17 protein-coding genes are annotated in these 18,831 nt (G+C 71.5%); 3 read left to right on the forward strand and 14 right to left on the reverse strand.

Annotated elements, in window-relative coordinates; all coding sequences use genetic code 11:
* Positions 1 to 54: 54 nt before the first annotated feature.
* Positions 55 to 1,410, reverse strand: coding sequence for a replication-associated recombination protein A (locus QM621_RS06480; RefSeq protein ID WP_414989551.1), 1,356 nt, complete (start codon positions 1,408 to 1,410; stop codon positions 55 to 57).
* Between the two features lie 47 nt (positions 1,411 to 1,457).
* On the opposite strand from QM621_RS06480, the gene QM621_RS06485 reads away from it, so the two are divergent.
* A complete protein-coding gene (locus QM621_RS06485) occupies positions 1,458 to 2,483 on the forward strand; it encodes a hypothetical protein (protein ID WP_414989552.1) in 1,026 nt (341 codons plus the stop codon).
* Here the strand turns inward: QM621_RS06485 and aspS are convergent, their stop codons facing one another.
* Genes aspS through QM621_RS06500 form a run of 3 tightly spaced genes read right to left on the reverse strand, consistent with a single transcriptional unit; the run spans position 2,484 to position 6,288 of the window.
* Complete coding sequence (aspS, locus tag QM621_RS06490; RefSeq protein ID WP_414989553.1) at positions 2,484 to 4,241, reverse strand: aspartate--tRNA ligase; 1,758 nt, start codon at positions 4,239 to 4,241, stop codon at positions 2,484 to 2,486.
* A complete protein-coding gene (hisS, locus tag QM621_RS06495; RefSeq protein WP_414989554.1) occupies positions 4,238 to 5,581 on the reverse strand; it encodes a histidine--tRNA ligase in 1,344 nt (447 codons plus the stop codon). Before hisS ends, aspS begins: the two co-directional genes overlap by 4 nt.
* On the reverse strand, positions 5,581 to 6,288 hold the full coding sequence (locus QM621_RS06500; protein ID WP_414989555.1) for an MBL fold metallo-hydrolase: 708 nt from the start codon (positions 6,286 to 6,288) through the stop codon (positions 5,581 to 5,583). The genes hisS and QM621_RS06500 overlap by 1 nt, the downstream gene beginning before the upstream one ends.
* A gap of 65 nt (positions 6,289 to 6,353) precedes the next feature.
* Here QM621_RS06500 and QM621_RS06505 point away from each other — a divergent pair, with 65 nt between their 5' ends.
* Together QM621_RS06505 and QM621_RS06510 are read left to right on the forward strand one after the other, a co-directional pair.
* Entirely contained in the window at positions 6,354 to 7,592 is a 1,239-nt protein-coding gene (locus tag QM621_RS06505) for a DUF349 domain-containing protein (RefSeq protein ID WP_414989556.1), read from the forward strand.
* Between the two features lie 66 nt (positions 7,593 to 7,658).
* Positions 7,659 to 8,900: a DUF6777 domain-containing protein gene (locus QM621_RS06510; protein ID WP_414989557.1), complete on the forward strand. Its 1,242-nt coding sequence runs from the start codon at positions 7,659 to 7,661 to the stop codon at positions 8,898 to 8,900.
* 24 nt (positions 8,901 to 8,924) lie between these two features.
* On the opposite strand, the gene QM621_RS06515 is transcribed toward QM621_RS06510, so the two are convergent.
* The 10 genes from QM621_RS06515 to pdxT form a co-directional block, all read right to left on the reverse strand.
* Entirely contained in the window at positions 8,925 to 11,264 is a 2,340-nt protein-coding gene (locus tag QM621_RS06515; protein WP_414989558.1) for a RelA/SpoT family protein, read from the reverse strand.
* Positions 11,265 to 11,411: 147 nt separating this feature from the next.
* The gene (locus QM621_RS06520; RefSeq protein ID WP_414989559.1) at positions 11,412 to 11,933 is read right to left on the reverse strand and encodes an adenine phosphoribosyltransferase; all 522 of its coding nucleotides are present in this window, start codon (positions 11,931 to 11,933) and stop codon (positions 11,412 to 11,414) included.
* Complete coding sequence (locus QM621_RS06525) at positions 11,930 to 12,505, reverse strand: hypothetical protein (RefSeq protein WP_414989560.1); 576 nt, start codon at positions 12,503 to 12,505, stop codon at positions 11,930 to 11,932. The genes QM621_RS06520 and QM621_RS06525 overlap by 4 nt, the downstream gene beginning before the upstream one ends.
* 33 nt (positions 12,506 to 12,538) lie before the next feature.
* On the reverse strand, positions 12,539 to 15,055 hold the full coding sequence (locus QM621_RS06530; RefSeq protein WP_414989561.1) for a SecDF P1 head subdomain-containing protein: 2,517 nt from the start codon (positions 15,053 to 15,055) through the stop codon (positions 12,539 to 12,541).
* Positions 15,055 to 15,354 (reverse strand): preprotein translocase subunit YajC, encoded by a 300-nt coding sequence (gene yajC, locus QM621_RS06535; protein WP_414989562.1) that lies wholly within the window; start codon positions 15,352 to 15,354, stop codon positions 15,055 to 15,057. Before yajC ends, QM621_RS06530 begins: the two co-directional genes overlap by 1 nt.
* A gap of 87 nt (positions 15,355 to 15,441) precedes the next feature.
* Positions 15,442 to 16,485 carry a Holliday junction branch migration DNA helicase RuvB gene (ruvB, locus tag QM621_RS06540; protein WP_414989563.1) on the reverse strand — a complete coding sequence of 348 codons (1,044 nt, stop codon included), beginning with the start codon at positions 16,483 to 16,485 and terminating at the stop codon, positions 15,442 to 15,444.
* Entirely contained in the window at positions 16,485 to 17,078 is a 594-nt protein-coding gene (ruvA, locus tag QM621_RS06545; protein WP_414989564.1) for a Holliday junction branch migration protein RuvA, read from the reverse strand. Before ruvA ends, ruvB begins: the two co-directional genes overlap by 1 nt.
* On the reverse strand, positions 17,075 to 17,587 hold the full coding sequence (gene ruvC, locus QM621_RS06550) for a crossover junction endodeoxyribonuclease RuvC (protein WP_414989568.1): 513 nt from the start codon (positions 17,585 to 17,587) through the stop codon (positions 17,075 to 17,077). Before ruvC ends, ruvA begins: the two co-directional genes overlap by 4 nt.
* Before the next feature lie 56 nt (positions 17,588 to 17,643).
* Positions 17,644 to 18,408: a YebC/PmpR family DNA-binding transcriptional regulator gene (locus QM621_RS06555; RefSeq protein ID WP_414989565.1), complete on the reverse strand. Its 765-nt coding sequence runs from the start codon at positions 18,406 to 18,408 to the stop codon at positions 17,644 to 17,646.
* Positions 18,409 to 18,423: 15 nt separating this feature from the next.
* The coding region (gene pdxT / locus QM621_RS06560) for a pyridoxal 5'-phosphate synthase glutaminase subunit PdxT (RefSeq protein WP_414989566.1) at positions 18,424 to 18,831 on the reverse strand (408 nt) is incomplete at its 5' end.

Raw genomic sequence — 18,831 nt, forward strand, 5'->3', positions numbered from 1 at the left:
CGCCATAGGCTGCCCCCCCCCCCGGCTGATTTTGTCTATGGGGACTTCTCCCCATCACCGGTCGCGCAGGATGGCCCGCAGCTTGGCCAGGCGTTCGCGCAGGCTCGCCTCGAAACCGTGGGGCGAGGGCGCGTAGTACTCGGCGCCGTCGATCTCGTCGGGGGCGTATTGCTGGCCGACGACGCCGCGCGGGTCGTCATGGGCGTAGCGGTAGTCGTGACCGTGGCCGAGCTTCTTCGCGCCGGAGTAGTGGGCGTCGCGCAGGGCGGGCGGGACCGCGCCGGCCTTGCCCGCGGTCACGTCGGACTGCGCCGCGCCGATGGCCATCACCACGGCGTTCGACTTCGGCGCGAGCGCCAGGTGGATCACCGCCTGGGCGAGGATGATGCGCGACTCCGGCCAGCCGATCATCGCCACGGCCTGCGCGGCGGCCACCGCCGTGGGCAGCGCGGTCGGGTCGGCCATGCCGATGTCCTCGCTGGCCGAGATCATCAGCCGCCGGGCGATGAAGCGCGGGTCCTCCCCCGCCTCGGCCATGCGCGCCAGATAGTGCAGCGCCGCGTCGACGTCGGAGCCGCGGATCGACTTGATGAGCGCGCTCGCCACGTCGTAGTGCTGGTCGCCCTGCCGGTCGTAGCGGACCGCCGCCTTGTCGACCGCCAGCGCCGCCGACTCCACGTCGACCTCGGTCTTGTCCTGCGCCTGCGCCGCCCCGGCCGCCGCCTCCAGATAGGTCAACGCCCGCCGCGCGTCGCCGCCGGACAGCCGCACCAGATGGTCGCGGGCCTCCTCGGTGACCGTCACCGCGCCGCCGAGACCCCGCTCGTCGACGATGGCCCGGTCGAGCAGCGTGGCGACGTCGTCGTCGGTGAGGCTCTCCAGGGTCAGCAGCAGCGACCGGCTCAGCAGCGGCGAGATGACGCTGAAATGCGGGTTCTCGGTGGTCGCGGCGACCAGGCTCACCCAGCGGTTCTCGACGCCCGGCAGCAGCGCGTCCTGCTGAGCCTTGCTGAACCGGTGGACCTCGTCGACGAACAGGACCGTCTCGCGGCCGGTGTTGGCGAGCGCCTGCCTTGCCCCGGCGATCACCTCGCGCACCTCTTTGACGCCCGCGCTGACCGCCGACACCTCCACGAAGCGCCGGTCGGTGTGATTGCTGATGAGGCTGGCCAGCGTGGTCTTGCCGGTGCCCGGCGGGCCCCACAGGAGGATCGTCAGCGGCTGGTCGCCCTCGATCACCTGCCGCAGCGGCGATCCGGGCGCGAGCAGGTGCTGCTGGCCGACCAGCTCGTCGATGGTGCGCGGCCGCATGCGCACCGCCAACGGCGCGCTCGCGGTCGGGTTGCCCGCCAGCGAGCCGCCGGAGTCGCGCCTCGGGTCGGCGGGAAGGTCGAACAGGCCGTCAGTCACCCGAAGAGCCTACCCATGCTGAACGGCGGGGATGCGAGACTCAGTCCATGGGTCTGTTCCGCAAGAAGTCCGCCGCCGCCAGCGACCCAACAGTCCTCCTCACCCCTGTCGCCCAGTTCTGGCAGTGGTGGGGCGAGGACGGGCACGCCATCGACGTGTCCACGCCGACGCCGCTGCACGACGAGCTGACCCGTCGGGTGCAGACCGTCGACCCCGGGCTCACCTGGCACTTCGGTCCTGGCACGCGCGCCGACCACCGTCTAACCGTGACCGCCAGCGGTGTCGCGGCGGTGCGGACGATGGCCGAGCGCTGGCTGCGCGCCGCGCCCGCCGCCGACGCGACGTGGGAGTTCGCGTCGGCGTTGGAAGCGGACCCGTCGGCGCTCGGCCGCACTCTCGACCTCGGCGGGACGCGGCTCGACCTCGCCGAGCTCGTCTTCGGCGTCGAGGTGTCGGAGGCCGAGCGCCGGGTCCACGTCGAGGTGCATCACCCGGCCTTCGTCGACATGGACGACCACGCCCGCCGTCAGGTCGCCTTCCTCGTGGCCGACTGGACGCTCGGCGAGGACGCGGTGGAGCGATGGGTGGGCGCTCTCGAACCGGTCGGGGAACGACCCGTGCGCGCCCGTGACGCGGCGGCGCTGCGCGAGGCGGTGGACGCCCTCGCCGCCCAGCGCGACCCGGAGGCGTGGGCGATCTTGCAGGCCGACGACGACGGGCGGCCGATGCTCGCGGTCGTGCGCACCGGCCACCGCTGGCTCGACCATCCGACGCTCGACCTGCACCACACGGTGTCCGCGCCCTTCGCCGCCGGGCCGAACGGGCAGCCCGACACGACCGCGACCCTCGACAAGCTCCATGCGCTGGAAACCGAGTTGGAGAAGGTCGTCGCGCCCGTCGGCCTGCATCTGGGCCATGAGACCGCCGACGGCGTCCGCGTCTTCCACATCTACACCGACGGCGAGGACCAGAACGCGGCCGACCCGCTACTCGACTGGGCCGAGGTCCTCGGCTTGAAAGTCGAGTCCTCCCACGACCCCGGCTGGCACGAGGTCCGCCACTTCACGGGGTAGTCAGTCCTCCTCGTCGGCCTCGGTCTCGGCGTCGACACCGGCCTCGGCGCGCTGCTCCGGCGTGATCGGGGCCGGGGCGGCGGTCAGCGGGTCGTAGCCGCCGCCGGACTTCGGGAAGGCGATGACCTCGCGGATCGAGTCGACCCCCGACAGCAGGGCGCAGGTGCGGTCCCAGCCGAAGGCGATGCCGCCGTGCGGCGGGGCGCCGTACTTGAAGGCGTCGAGCAGGAAGCCGAACTTCTCCTCGGCCTCCTCCTCGCCGATGCCCATGATCTCGAAGACCCGCTTCTGCACGTCGCCTGCGTGGATACGGATCGAGCCGCCGCCGATCTCGTTGCCGTTGCAGACGACGTCGTAGGCCTGCGCCAGCGACGCGCCCGGCGTGGCGAGCGTGGCCGGATCCTGCGGGGCGGTGAAGGCGTGGTGCACGGCCGTCCACTCGCCGCCGCCGACCGCGACGTCGCCCGCGTCGAGCTCGTCGACCGCCTCGAACATCGGCCAGTCGACGACCCAGCAGAACGCCCAGGCGTCGGTGTCGATCAGGTTCTCGCGACGGCCGATCTCCAGGCGGGCCGCGCCGAGCAGCTGGCGCATCGCCTTCGGGGCGCCCGCGGCGAAGTAGATCGCGTCGCCCGGCTTCGCGCCGACGGCCTCGACCAGGCCCTCGCGCTCGGCGTCGGACAGGTTCTTGGCGACCGGGCCGCCGAGCGTCCCGTCCTCGCCGACCAGCACGTAGGCGAGGCCGCGCGCGCCGCGCTGCTTGGCCCACTCCTGCCAGGCGTCGAGGGTGCGGCGGGCCTGCGAGCCGCCGCCCGGATGCACGACCGCGCCGACGTAGGGGGCCTTGAAGACCCGGAACGGCGTGTCCTTGAAGTACTCGGTCAGCTCGACCAGCTCCAGGTCGAGGCGCAGGTCGGGCTTGTCCGAGCCGTACTTGTCCATCGCCTCGGCGTAGGTGATGCGCGGGAACGGCGTGGGCAGGTCGACGCCGATCAGCTTCCACAGCTCGACGTAGATCTCCTCGGCCAGCGTCATCACGTCGTCGGCCTCGACGAAGCTCATCTCGACGTCGAGCTGGGTGAACTCCGGCTGCCGGTCGGCGCGGAAGTCCTCGTCGCGGTAGCAGCGCGCGATCTGGTAGTACCGCTCCACGCCGCCGACCATGAGCAGCTGCTTGAACAGCTGCGGGCTCTGCGGCAGCGCGTACCAGCTGCCCGGCTTGAGCCGCGCGGGCACGAGGAAGTCGCGCGCGCCCTCGGGGGTGGAACGGGTGAGCGTCGGCGTCTCGACCTCGACGAAGTCGTGCTTCGCGAGCACCGCGCGGGCGGCGGCGTTGACCTGGGAGCGCAGGCGGATCGCGGCGGCCGGGCCGGAGCGGCGCAGGTCGAGGTAGCGGTGCTTGAGCCGCGCCTCCTCGCCGACCTCCACATGCTCGTCGACGGGGAAGGGCAGCGGCGCGGCGGCGCTCAAGATCTCCACGTCGTCGGCGATGACCTCGATCTCGCCGGTCGGGATCGCCGCGTTCTCGTTGCCCTCGGGCCGACGCTCGACCGTGCCGACGATCTTCAGGCAGTACTCGGCGCGCAGCTGGTGGGCGACGTCCTCGCGCACCACCACCTGCACGACGCCGCTGGACTCGCGCAGGTCGATGAAGGCCACGCCGCCGTGGTCGCGACGACGCGCCACCCATCCGGCGAGCGTCACCTGCTGGCCGATGTTCTCGGCGGTCAGGGCTCCGGCGTCATGCGTGCGGATCACTGCTTCTCCTCAGACGGTGTCGATGAAAGGCGCGGGGCGAGCACCTGCGGTCGCAGGTCGCCTGTGGGGGGCGTCCAGGCCGTGGGATCGGCCTCGACCTGGTCGCCGGAACGGATGTCTTTGACGGTGTGCGGATCGCCGCAGAACCAGACGAACGGGATGCCGCGACGCTCGGCGTGCTGGATCTGCTTGCCGAACTTGGCCGCCTTAGGGGCGACCTCGGTGGGCACGCCGCGTGAGCGCAGCGCGGCGGCGACCTCGGCGGCCTCGGCGCGCGCGGCCTCGTTCGACACCGCCACCAGCACCGCCGACGGGACCGACCGGCTCGCGGTGAGCCCGTCGGCCAGCAGCGCGGCCAGCAGCCGCGAGACGCCGAGCGAGATGCCGACGCCCGGGTAGGTGCTGCGGTTGTCGGCGGCGAGCTTCTCGTAGCGGCCGCCGGAGCAAACCGAGCCGAGGCTCTCGTAGCCGGCCAGCCGGGTCTCGAAGACCGTGCCGGTGTAGTAGTCGAGGCCGCGCGCGATGCGCAGGTCGGCGGTGACGGTCACGTTCTCGGGCGCACGCACCGAGCCGACGACCTGCGCCAACTCGTCGAGGCCCTCGTCCAGCAGCTCGTGCTCGACGCCGAGCGCCCGCACCCGCTCCACGAACGAGGTGTCGGGGGTGACGATCTCGGCGAGCGCCAGCACCTGATCTGCTTGCTCGTCGTCCACACCGATGTCGGCGAGCATGACGCGGATCTTGTCGGCGGGAACCTTGTCCAACTTGTCGACCACCTGCATGACCGCCGTCGGGTCGGCGAGGCCGAGACCGGCGTAGAAGCCCTCCAACACCTTGCGGTTGGCGATCTGCAGCGTGGCGCCGGTGCCGCCCGTCAGCGCGATGATCCCGCCCAACGCCTCGGCCATCACCTGCGTCACCTCGACGTCGGCGTGGAAGGGCAGCGTGTCGCGGCCGACGATGTCGATGTCGGCCTGCGTGAACTCGCGGAAGCGCCCCTGCTGCGGCCGCTCGCCCCGCCAGACCTTCTGGATCTGGTAGCGGCGGAACGGGAAGTCGAGCTCGTTGGCGTGCTCGACCACGTACCGCGCGAAGGGCACCGTCAGGTCGAAGTGCAGCGCGAGCGTCGACTCCTTGTCCTCGCCGTGGAGGCGGCGCACGCCGTAGACCTCTTTGTCGATCTCGCCCTTGCGCAGCAGCACGTCGAGCGGCTCGACCGCGCGCGTCTCGACCGACGCGAAGCCGTGCAGCTCGAAGGTCGAGCGCAGGTGGTCGAGCACCGCCTGCTCGACGATCCGCTCACGCGGGGTGTGCTCGGGGAAGCCGGACAGCTTCGCCATCAGAACGTTCCTCCCTCAGCGAGACGTTCCAGATAAGGATTGACGACCCGCTCCTGGCCCACCGAGGTCTGCGGGCCGTGGCCGGGCAAGACCACGATGTCGTCGGCGAGCGGCAGCACCCGGTCGCGCAGGCTGGCGATCATCTGATCGTGCGAGCCGCCCACCAGGTCGGTGCGGCCGATGGACCCGGCGAACAGGAAGTCGCCGGAGAACATGACCTGCGAGACCTCGTCGGAGTCGGGGTAGTCGATCCGGTAAAAAAGCGTGCCGGGGGTGTGACCGGGCACGTGGTCGACGGTGAACTCCACGCCGTCCACGTCGAACACCGCCCCGTCGACCGCGTCGCGCACGTCGGCGGGCTCGACGAACTCGGGCATGTCGGTCATCGACAGCTGCTGGCGCAGCATCGCGGCGGACTCGTTCGAGATGGCCGCCATCGGGTCGCTGAGCAGGTGGCGGTCGGCCGGGTGGATCCACACCGGGCAGTCCCACTCTTTCGCGACGTCCTGCGCGCACCACAAGTGGTCGAAGTGGCCGTGGGTGATCAGCACCGCCCGCGGCGTGAGGCCGTGCTCGGCGACGACGGCGCGCACCCCCTCGATAGCCCCCATGCCGGGGTCGACGACCGCGCAGCCGGCGCCCGCCTCACGGGCGACGACGTAGCAGTTCGCCTGGAGCGGACCGGCGGGAAAAGAGGTGAGAAGCACGCCCGACAGCCTACGCGAGCGCGCCGATGCGCCCACCCGGCGCCGGTCTCCCTAGACTGTCGTCCATGACCACTGCCGCTGAGCACCCGTGGGGTCGCGTCGACGCCGAGGGCAATGTCCACCTGCGCACCGCCGAGGGGGAGCGCGTCATCGGCCAGTGGGCCGCCGGCGAGGACTCCGCCGAGGCCATCGCCTTCTACGAGCGCCGCTTCAGCGTGCTGGAGACCGAGGTCGACCTGCTGGAGAAGCGCCTCGCCTCCGGCGCGCTGTCGCCGACCGACGCGGGCAAGGCGATCGAGATCGCCCGCGGCAACATCACCGGCGCGGCGGCCCTCGGCGACCTCGCCTCGCTGGAGGCCCGCCTGACGGCGCTGGAGCCGGTGGTCGAGAAGGCCCGCGAGGAGCGCAAGGCGGCCCGCGCGGCCGAGCAGGAGCAGGCCCAGGCCCGCAAGACCGAGATCATCGCGCAGGCCGAGAAGATCGCGTCCGGCAAGGACTACCGGGGCGGCGCCGACAAGCTCAGCGCGCTGCTCGACGAGTGGAAGAAGCTGCCCCGGCTCAGCAAGAGCGCCGACGACGCCCTGTGGCATCAGTTCAGCGCCGCGCGCAACACCTTCATGCGCCAGCGCAAGACCTTCTTCGCCGAGCAGGACGAGGCCCGCGCGAAGGCCAAGAAGGTCAAGGAGAAGCTGATCGCCGAGGCCGAGGCGCTGTCGACCTCGACCGACTGGGGTCCCACGGCGGGCGCCTACCGCGATCTGATGTCGCGCTGGAAAGCGGCCGGCTCGGCTCCGCGCGGCGTCGAGGACAAGCTCTGGAAACGCTTCCGCGCGGCCCAGGACGTCTTCTTCAACGCCCGTGAGGCCGCCAACGAGGCCATCGACGCCGAGTTCGCCGCGAACGCCGAGGTCAAGGAGCAGATCCTGGTCGAGGCCGAGGCGCTGCTGCCGATCAAGGATCTGGAGGCGACCCGCAAGGTCTGGCACGACATCGCCGACCGTTGGGAGGCCGCCGGCAAGGTGCCGCGCTCCCGCATCCAGGAGTTGGAGGGCCGCCTGCGCAAGGTCGAGCAGGCCATCCGCAGCGCGGGCGACCAGGAGTGGAAGCGCACCGACCCGGAGAAGTCGGCCCGCGCCGACGACATGATCGGCAAGCTCGAGCGCGCCATCACCGAGACCGAGGAGTCCCTCGCCAAGGCCGAGGCAGCCGGCGACGCCCGCAAGGTCAAGGACCTCACCGCCAAGCTCGAGAGCAACCGCTCCTTCCTCGACATGGCCAAGAAGGCCCAGTCCGACTTCTCCTGAGAGCGAAGCCGCGACAGCCGACGTTCGGGACTGCTACTGTGCGGACGACGCACTCAGGAGAATCTCATGTCGCTGCCGCCGCCGCCCGCCGCCGTCCCCCTCCCGCCACCGACCGGCGACCCCACCCCCTCACGCCGTCCTCGTGTCGGCCTGTGGGTGGTCGTCGTCACGCTGTTCGCCCTGGTGCTCGGGGGCGGCGGCGGTGCCGCCGCCTTCCTGCTGTTCGGCGATGACGGGGACGAGAAGGAGACCGCCCCCGAGGACAAAGAGCCAACCGTCGAGCTGGTGCTGGAGGAGGCCCGCGCCGAGGGTCGTGCCGCGTTCGTCGACGCGACCGACACCGTGATCGACGCCGAGCTCTCCGCAGACGCCGTCGACGAGGCGGACTCCCTGAACGAGGAGTTCGACACCGACGACGCCGGCGCACGGGTGGCCGACGGCTCCGCGCCCGGCCTCTACGGCGGCACCATGAGCCAGCAGGCCTGCGACTCGGTAGGGCTCGTCGACTTCCTCGCCGAGCACGACGAGGAAGCCGCGGCGTGGGCCGAGGCGCAGGACATCGACGTCGACGAGATCGAGGGCTACGTCACGACCCTGACGCCCGTGCTGCTCACCGCCGACACCTGGGTGACCAACCACGGCTTCGAGGACGGCGAGGCGACCCCCTTCCAGTCGGTCCTGCAGCGCGGCACCGCGGTCCTGATCGACGAGCACGGCGTCCCCCGCGTGCGTTGCGCCTGCGGCAACCCGCTGCTCGAGCCCGAGCAGGAGGGCATCGCGCTCGACTCGGCCGAGGGCGAGACCTGGGACGACTTCGACGCCGAGCAGATCCGGGTGGTCGAGGAGGGCGAGGAGGCCATGGAGGCCGTCGAGCTGCTCGACATCGAGACCGGCGAGACGTTCGAGCGCGGCGTCGGCGGCGGTCAGACCGGAGAAATCCAGGTGACCCTGCAATGGAGCACCGGAGCCGACCTCGACGTCCACGTCATCGATCCGATCGGCGACGAAGTGTATTTCAGCAATGACCAAGTCGACAGCGGCGGGTGGCTCGACGTCGATATGATCCCCGGCTGCTACGAGTCCGATGGGAGTCAGGGGTCGCGCAGCATCGAGAACATCTTCTGGGACGACAGCGTCACTCCGCCCCCGGGCGAGTACACGGCGTTCGTCAAGGACTACTCCGGATGCGGCGTCTCGTCGGACTACCAGATGCAGGTCTTCGTCGGCGGCGTGCTGGTGCATTCCGAGACCGGCACGTTGACCGACGGCGAGGAGAGCCCGTACTTCACCTTCACCGTCGACAGCTGAGCCGAACCGGCCGATCTTCGACGCCTACTGCGTGATGCGGTAGGCGTCGAAGACGCCCTCGACGGTCCGCACCGCCACCAGCACGTGATCGAGGTGCTTGGCGTCGCCCATCTCGAAGCTGAAGCGGCTCCGGGCCGTGCGGTCGGCGCTGGTCAGCAGCGACGCCGACAAGATGTTGACATGCTGCTCGGACATGACCCGGGTGATGTCCGACAGCAGGCCCGGGCGGTCGAGCGCGTCGACCTGCACCGCGACGAGGAAGACGCTGTTCGCGCTCGGCGCCCACCGCACCTCGACGAAGCGCTCGGCCTCGGACTGACGCAGCCGGACGAGGTTCACGCAGTCGGTGCGATGCACCGAGACGCCTGAGGTGCGCGTGACGAAGCCCGCGATCTCGTCGCCCGGGACGGGCGTGCAACAGCGCGCGAGCTTGACGAGCACGTCCCCGTCGAGCCCCTCGACCACGACACCGGCGTCGGCCCCCTTGTGGGTGCGCGACGAACGCGACGCCGCCGTCGGCACCATCGCCTCGGCCAGGTCCTCCTCCGCGCCGTCGCGTCCGCCGGCGAGCGCCAGGACCCGCTCCGCGACGCTCTGCGCGCTGACGTGCCCCTCCCCGACCGCCGCGTACAGCGCGGAGACGTCGGCCAGGTTCAGGTCGTTCGCGACCGCCTCCAGCGTCGCCTGGCTGAACAGCCGCTTGAGCGGCAGGCGCTCCTTGCGCATCTGCCGCGCGATGAGCTCCTTGCCCTCCTCGATCGACTCCTCGCGCCGCTCCTTGGTGAACCACTGGCGGATCTTGTTGCGGGCGCGCGAGCTGACCACGAAGTCGAGCCAGTCGCGGCTCGGACCCGCGTCCGGGGCCGACGACCGGAGCACCTCGACGACGTCGCCCAGCTCCAGCGTCGACTCCAGCGACACGAGCCGCCCGTTGACCCGCGCTCCGATGCAGGCGTGGCCGACCTCGGTGTGCACCGCGTAGGCGAAGTCGACCGGCGTCGACCCCTCCGGCAGTTGGATCACGTCGCCGCGCGGAGTGAAGACGAACAGCCCCGCCTTGCCCATCTCGTGACGGAAACGGTCGAGGAACTCCAGCGAGTCGGTCGTCTCGGACTGCCAGTCGACCAGCTCGCGCAGCCAGATGAACTCCGAGCCCTGCGGCGCGCCCGAACGCCCCTTCGCGCCCTTGCCGCCCTTGGCCCCGCGCGCGGCGTCCTCTTTGTACTTCCAGTGCGCGGCGACGCCGTACTCGGCGCGCTCGTGCATCTCGTGGGTGCGGATCTGCAGCTCGACCGGCTTGCCCTGCGGGCCGATGACCGTCGTGTGCAAGGACTGGTACATGTTGAACTTCGCCGAGCTGATGTAGTCCTTGAAACGTCCGGGGATCGGGTTCCAGCGGGCGTGCAGAACGCCGAGCACCGCGTAGCAGTCGGCGACGGAGTCGACCAGGATACGCACGCCGACCAGGTCGAAGATGTCCTCGAACTCGCGGTCGCGCACGAGCATCTTCTGGTAGATCGAGTAGTAGTGCTTCGGCCGTCCGGTGACCGTCGCCTTGATCTTGGTCTGCTTCAGATCGGACTCGACGTCGCCGACGACCCGTTCGAGGAAGGTCGAGCGCGACGGGGCGCGGTCGGCGACCAGCCGGACGATCTCGTCGTAGATCTTCGGGTGCATCGCCGAGAAGGCGAGATCCTCCAGCTCCCACTTGATCGTGTTCATGCCGAGCCGGTGCGCCAGCGGCGCGAAGATCTCCAGCGTCTCGGTGGCCTTCTGCACCTGCTTCTCGCGCCGCATGTACCGCAGGGTGCGCATGTTGTGCAGCCGGTCGGCGAGCTTGACGATGAGCACCCGGATGTCGCGGCTCATCGCGACGACCATCTTGCGGATCGTCTCCGGCAGCGCCGTCTCGCCGTAGTGCACCTTGTCGAGCTTCGTCACGCCGTCGACCAGGTGGGCCACCTCGTCGCCGAAGTCGGCGCGCAACTCCTCCAGCGTGTACGGGGTGTCCTCGACGGTGTCGTGCAGCAGCGCCGCGCAGATGACCGGGGAGGGCATGCCGAGCTCGGCGAGGATCGTGGCGACGGCGAGCGGATGGGTGATGTAGGGGTCGCCGCTCTTGCGGGTCTGCCCCTCGTGCCACTTCTCGGCGACGACATAGGCCTTCTGGATGGCGCTGACGTCGTCTTTGGGGTGCGTGGCACGGTGGATCTTGAGCAGGGGCTCCAGGACGGCTTGGTCGCCGGAGGCGGTCTTGCCGCCGATCCGCGACAGCCGGGAGCGCACCCGGGCCGTCGCGGGGATCGACTCGACCTGCGCGGGGGCAGGATCGACGGACGCTACGAGCTCACCTGATTCGGCCACGACACCACTCCTTTGGAGCAGTCTACGACCGTGCTCAGGCGAGGCCGGAGACGAGGGAGGCTCCGACGCCCAGAACGAGCAGGACGACGAGCGCGAGCGCGACGACGCGCATCTGTCGGGGGTTCATCTTCTCCTCCTCTCTCGACGTCAGTAGACGCGCAGCGCGTGGCAGTCGATATCGAGGACTTCGCGGCCGTGAAGCGCCGCCAGCTCGATCATCACCGCCGCGGCCACCGGGTCGGCTCCGCACCGCCGCACGAGGTCGACGGCGGCGTTCAACGTGCCGCCGGTGGCGAGCACGTCGTCGACGACGACCGCCCGCGCGCCCGGAGCGAGCGCGTCCGCGTGGATCTCCACGGTCGCCGTGCCGTACTCCAGCGCGTAGCTCGCCTCGTGGGTGTCGGCGGGCAGCTTGCCCTGTTTGCGCACCGGCACGAAGCCGACGCCCAGCGCGAGGGCCAGCGGCGCGCCGAGCAGGAAGCCGCGCGCCTCGACGCCGACGACGGCGTCGGGCGCGTACGGCTCCACCTGCTCGCGCAGCGCCGCCACCACCTGCGCGAAGGCGTCGGGGGCGCCCAGCAGCGGCGTGATGTCGCGGAAGGCGACCCCGGCGACCGGCCAGTCCCCGATGGACCGGGTGGCGTCGTCGATGAGCTGGCCGACGGTCACTGCGGGACGACTCCCGACGGAGCCTCCTCCTTGATGTCGAGTTCGACATCGCACTTCTCCGCGGCGTCCGACTCGATGGCCTCGAACGCGGCGACGACCTTCTCGTCGGTCAGCTGCGCGACGACGTCGTCCAGTTCGGCCTGGTGCTCGGCGCTCAACTCGGCGAAGGCGCCCGAGGTGGCGTCGGTGAAGACCTTCTCCCACCCTGCGGGCTTCTTCAGGTCGTAGTCACCCATGTCCATCATGATCTGCAGGAAGGCCTGGAAGCGCTCGGAGTACAGCTTCCAGTCCTCGCGGGTCTCCTCCGGGGCGTTCTCGGCGAAGTCGGCGGCTGCGTCGGCACGGGTGGCGATCTGCTCGGACAAGCTGTCATAGACCTCGTCTGCGGTCGCCTCGTCCGACTGCTTCGTGTCCATCTCGCCCTTCAAGACCACGAGGTCGGCGCAGTAACGGTCACGGTCGTCCTCCCGCAGGAAGACCGCCCACACGGCCACGCCGAGGATCAAGACGAGGGCCAGGGCTCCGGCCAAGACGGGGGGACGGCGCCAGACAGGGGCCTTCGCGGTGTTCATATTCCTCCAGGTGAGAGTGTTCGGGGACGCGGCTCAACGGCGCTTGCGCTGTCGGCGGGTGGTGCGCTTGGGCTGGTGACGACCTGCGGCCTGCGAGGTCGTCACGGGGCGATGCGAGGAGACGGTCTCCTTGGTCTTTTTCTTCTTCGTCGATCCGGACCGGCGGGCCAGGACCTTCTCCGTGTGGGCACGGACGGCCGGGTCGCGACCGGCGATCCGGGCGGCGACGGGGACGGCGACGAGCAGCGCGGCTCCGGCCGCCGCCAGCACGCCGACGGTCAGGATCAGGGCCGTGTCGGCGATCGGGCCGCCGACGACCCAGCCCGCCACCAACAGCGCGAGCGCGACCGGTCCGGCGGTCAGAACCGCCGCGGACAGCGCGGTCCGAGCCCGGCCCGCCGCGACGTCGACGTGCTCGTCGAAGGTGTGGACAGCCGAGGAGGTCACGTCGCGGGTGCTCTCGCCGAACAGTCCGAGGGCCAGCGCGACGAAGACGAGCGCGAGGACGACGACCGCGAGCAGCGCCGTGATCGCGGCGAGGTCGAACAGGCCGCCGCTCCAGGCGTGCAGTCCGGCGGTCGACGCCGCCGACACGAGCACCGTCGCCAGCGCGACGGCCGCGACGACGGCGCTGCGAGCACGCCAGCCGACGAGCGCCACGGCCAGCAGGACCGCGACGGCCAGGCCGACGGCGATGCGCAGCAGCGAGCCGTCGCTCCACTCCGGCCCGATCTCGGCCCATGCCACGTCGGTCGCGCCGGCCTTCGTCAGGGCGCCGGCCACCTCGTCGGCGTCGGCGTCGGACAGCGGCCCGGTCTGGACCCAGATCGTCCCGGCGCCCGAGGCGCGCAGCACGGGGTCGGAGGCGACGCCGGTCGAGCCGACCGCGTCGGCGAGCTCGCGCACGGTGTCGGCGTCGGCCGAGGCGACCGTCGCGGTGAACTCCATGCCGCCACGGGCCTCGCTCCCCCGGTCGGTCCCGCCGACCACGAGGCCGACGAGCGCCACGGCCAGCACAGCGACGGCGACGAGGTAGCCGCGACGCGGGTCGCGGCGCGGCCCGGCGAGCGGCTCGGGCGAGGCCAACGGCCAGCCCCGGCGCGCGAGGACGGCGGTCAGCGGCCGGGCGAGGAAGGACACGACCAGCAGGGCGACGACCGCCGCGGCCGCCAGCACGACGGCGACGGCGCGCACAGCGCCGCCGAGCGTCCACGCCAGCGCGACGCCCGCGAACAGCACGACCGCGTCGACGGTGACAATCACCGCGCGGGAGCGCTCCCAGCCGACCTCGACCGCCCGGAGCGCCGCCTTGCCCGAGCGGGAGGCCTCGCCGGCCCGGTTCACGAACAGCGCCGCGGAGGCCGACACGAGGGCCAGTCCCGCGACGCCGGCGCCCACGGTGGGCCACCCGACCGCGACCCGGAAGTACGAGCCCGTCGACACGAGGAAGAGGTAGCCGAGCAGCGCCGCGCCGGCCAGGCCGGCGGCGGTGACGACGCCCTGCAGACGACGACGCCAGGACGCCAGGACGAGCCCGGCCAGCAGGCCGGCTCCGATCGCCGCTGCGGCGGCCTTCAACTGGGCGCCGGTGAAGGCCGGTCCCTCGTCGACGACGTCGGCCACGGTCAAGCTCACCGGCAACGCGCCGTGGTCGACCTGGCCGACGATCTCGGTGGCGCCGATCTCGCTCAATCCGGTCACCTGGAGCCGCCCGTCGGTGACGCGCTCGTCGGGCACGGTCACCGAGGCGACCTGGTGGTCGAGCAGGACCGCGTACTGTCCGCCGCCGTCGAGCAGGGCAGCCGTGATCTGGTCGAAGGACTCCGTGCCCTTCTCGTCCAGTTCGAGGTCGACCGACCATCCGAGATTTCCCTGCGGCAGGTCCGAGGAGGCGTCGGAGATCCGCGCGCTGTCCACGAGCGCCGGGCTGAGGATCAGGGCTTCGCCCGTGGTCGGGTCGCACGAGACGGTCGGCCGGTCGACGCTCGTCACCAGCGCCGTGCCGGAGGTGCAGTCGGTGTTCTGAGCGATGCTCTGCAGCGCGGCAGCGGCCTCCTGGTACTCCGAGGGCAACGCGCCGAGGCCCTGGGAGGACGCGGCCAACGCGTCGCCGAGGCTCAACGAGGACCAGTCGACGGCCTCACCGGTCGATGTCGCGGGGGTCGTGGCGCCGGTCGAATCGGCGGTCCAGACGACCCGCACGCTGAGCTGGCCGCTGCGGGCCAACCGGGCCGGCAGGTCGTCGGCGACCGTCCCCGGAACCTCGACCACCAGCTCCCGGTCGCCGCGCGTCCGCACGCCGGCCCCGTCGTGGGCGTCGTCGACCCGCCGCTGCACGACGTCGCGCGCCACGGCGAGGTCGGCGGCGTCGACCGCGACCTCAGGGTCGGCCGTCAAGGTGATCCGTGTGCCGCCCTGGACGTCGAGCCCGAGCTGCGGCTTCCACACTCCGTGGCCGGAGCCGTCGCGCCAGTCGACCACGCCGACGACCGCGAAGGCGATCACGAGCGCGGCCAGGAACAGGCCCAGCGCTCGACCCGCGCGCCTCATCAGTCGTCCTCGCCGGAGAGGTGCTCAGGCGCCGGCTCCTCGGGCTCGACCACCTGCGCGATGGCCTGGCGGTGGACGCGCATCTCCACGCCGTCGGCGACGCGCAGACGGGCGTCGGCCTCGCCGAGGGCGACGATCGTGCCGAAGATGCCGCTCGCGGTCATGACGTCCTGGCCGGGCTCCAGCGACGACTGCAAATCGGCGATCTTCCGCTGGTTCTTGCGCGCGGGGCGCACCAGGAACAGCCAGAAGACCACCACGGCGAGCAGCAGCGGGACGAGGGCGGACAAGCTTTCCACGCGAGGACTCCAAGAGACGTCAGGCCCGCTGGCGCGGGTCGGCCGGTGGGCCAGAGAGCAGTGTAGTCACGTTCCCTGAGGCGGACGTCACACGTCGTCGCCGAAGGACAGCTCCTGCGGCGAGTCGGCGGGCGCGGCCAGGCCCAGATGACGCCAGGCGGCGGGGGTGGCGATCCGGCCGCGCGGAGTGCGGGCGAGGAAGCCCAGCCGCACCAGATAGGGCTCGGCGACCTCCTCGACCGTCTCGCGCTCCTCGCCGACGGCCACCGCGAGCGTGGACACGCCCACCGGGCCGCCGCCGAAGGACTGGCAGAGCGCCCGCAGCACCGCGACGTCGAGCCGGTCGAGGCCGAGGTCGTCGACCTCGTACAGCGCGAGCGCGGCGCGGGCGGCTTCCAGGTCGAGCACGCCGCCGGTGCGGACCTCGGCGTAGTCGCGCACCCGGCGCAGCAGCCGGTTGGCGATGCGCGGCGTGCCGCGCGAGCGTCCGGCGATCTCGGCGGCGCCGTCGGCCGTGAGATCGAGACGCAGAAGGCCGGCCGACCGCGTCACGATCCTTTGCAGATCGCTCGCCTCGTAGTAGTCGAGCTGCGCGGTGAAGCCGAAGCGGTCGCGCAGCGGCCCCGGCAGCAGACCGGCGCGGGTGGTGGCGCCGACGACGGTGAACGGCGGGATCTCCAGCGGGATCGCGGTGGCGCCCGGCCCTTTGCCGACCACGACGTCGACCCGGAAGTCCTCCATCGCCATGTAGAGCAGCTCCTCGGCGGGCCGCGACATGCGGTGGATCTCGTCGATGAAGACGACGTCGCCCTCGGTGACCCCCGACAAGATGGCGGCGAGGTCGCCGGCGTGCTGGATGGCCGGGCCGCTGGTGAGCCGCAGCGGAGCCGACAGCCGGTGGGCGATGATCATGGCGAGCGTGGTCTTGCCCAGGCCCGGCGGACCGGACAGCAGCACGTGGTCGGGCGTCGAGCCGCGCGCGGTGGCGGCGTCCAAGACGAGCGAGAGCTGCTCGCGCACCCGGTCCTGCCCGACGACCTCGTCGAGGGTGCGGGGGCGCAGCGCCGCCTCGTAGGCGCGGTCGTCGGAGCCGACCGCGGCCGCGACGACGTCGTCCTCGGGACGCTCCATCAGTTCCTCGCCAACGTGCGCAGGGCGTCGCGCAACAGCGACGACACCTCGGGAGCCCCGCCGTCGGGCAGATCGGCGGCGACCCTCTCGACCGCCTTCTCCGCGTCGCGCACGCTCCACCCGAGGCCCAGCAGCGCCTCGGCCACCTGGTCGCGCCACGGCGGAGCCGACCCGGAGGGGCCGGCCGTCACGACCGCCCCGACCTTGTCCTTCAACTCGACCACGATGCGCTCGGCCCCCTTCTTCCCGATACCGGGCACCGAGGTGAGCGCCGCGTGGTCGGCCTGCGCGATGGCAGCGCGCAAGCGGTCGGGGCCGAGCACCGACACCATCGCGAGCGCGACCTTCGGGCCGACCCCGCCGGCGGTCTGCACCAACTCGAACATGTCGCGCTCCTCAGGCCCGCCGAAGCCGAACAGCGTCATCGAGTCCTCGCGCACCACGAGCGTGGTGAACACCGTCGCCTCCTGCCCCAGCCGCGCGGACGCCACCACCGTCGGCGTCGCCCGGACCAGATAGCCCACGCCCCCGACGTCGAGCACGACCCGGTCGACGCCCGCCGACAGCACGACCCCGCGCAGCGAGGCGATCATCGCGCCACCCCCGCCTTCTCCAGCGCGGCCTCAAGCCGCTGCTGCGCGCCGCCACGCCAGATGTGGCAGATCGCGATGGCCAGGGCGTCGGCCGCGTCGGCCGGACGGGGAGCCGCGTCGAGCCGCAGCAGCCGGGTGACCATGCCGGCGACCTGCGCCTTGTCGGCCCGGCCGCTGCCGGTGACGGCGGCCTTGACCTCGCTCGGCGTGTGCAGATGGACGCCGAGCCCATGGCGCGCGGCGACCGCCATCGCGACCCCGCTGGCCTGCGCGGTGCCCATGACGGTGCGGACGTTGGCCTGGCTGAAGACCCGCTCGACCGCCACCGACTCGGGCCGGTGCGCGGCGATGGCCTCCTCGACGCCCTCGGCGATGAGCGCGAGCCGCCGGGCGACGTCGAGGTCGGCCGGCGTGCGCAGCACCCCGACGTGCACGAGTCTCAGCGGACGCCCGACCGACCCCTCCACGACACCCACGCCGCAGCGGGTCAGCCCCGGGTCGATCCCCATGACACGCACACCTGCCGAACTCATGTTCGACACCCTATCGGCTGGGCCTGACAGGCTCAGGCGTGGGCCTGCTCCATGATCTCGTCGCTCGCGTCGAAGTTCGCGAAGACGTTCTGCACGTCGTCGCAGTCCTCCAGCGCGTCGATGAGCTTGACGACCTTGGTCGCGCCGTCGAGGTCGACCTCGATCTTGACCGAGGGGACGAACGAGGCGTCGGCGGACTCGTAGTCGAGTCCGGCCTCTTGCAGCGCCGTGCGCACCGCGACCAGGTCGCCGGGCTCGCAGACGACCTCGAACGACCCGTCGAGGTCGTTGACCTCCTCGGCGCCCGCGTCGAGCACGGCCAGGAGGATGTCGTCCTCGGTGGTCTCGCCGCCCTCCTGCTCGGCGGCGACGATGATGACGCCCTTGCGGCTGAACATGTAGGCGACCGAGCCCGGGTCGGCCATCGTGCCGCCGTTGCGGGTCATCGCGGTGCGGACCTCCATGGCGGCCCGGTTCTTGTTGTCGGTGAGGCACTCGACGAGCATCGCCACGCCGTTCGGGCCGTAGCCCTCGTACATGATCGTGGTGTAGTCGACGCCGCCGCCCTCGAGGCCGCCGCCGCGCTTGACCGCGGAGTCGATGTTCTTGTTCGGGACCGACTGCTTCTTCGCCTTCTGGATGGCGTCGTAGAGCGTCGGGTTTCCGTCGGGGTCGGGGCCGCCCATGCGCGCGGCGACCTCGATGTTCTTGATCAGCTTCGCGAACAGCTTGCCGCGCTTGGCGTCGATGACCGCCTTCTTGTGCTTCGTGGTGGCCCACTTGGAATGCCCTGACATGGCCCAGTCCCTTCTCTAGTGACCGACGAGATCGACGAAGAGGCCCTGGAACCGATCGTCGTCACCGACCTCGGGGTGAAAGGCGGTGGCCATCAGCGAGCCCTGTCGAACCGCGACGATCCTATCGGCGCCGGCCACCTCCACGGACGCCAACACCTCGACGGACTCCCCCGCGCGCTCGATCCAAGGCGCCCGGATGAACACCGCGTGGACCGGGTCGGCGAGCCCCGCGACCGGCAGATCGGCCTCGAAGGAGTCGACCTGACGGCCGAAGGCGTTGCGCCGTACGGTCACGTCGAGACCGCCGAAGGTCTCCTGGCCGCTCGTGCCGCCCTCGATCCGATCGGCCAGCAGGATCAGGCCCGCGCAGGTGCCGAACGCAGGCATGCCGCCGGCCAGCCGTTCCCGGACCGGGTCGAAGAG

Source organism: Aeromicrobium sp., from assembly GCF_047606445.1.
Lineage (GTDB): Bacteria > Actinomycetota > Actinomycetes > Propionibacteriales > Nocardioidaceae > Aeromicrobium.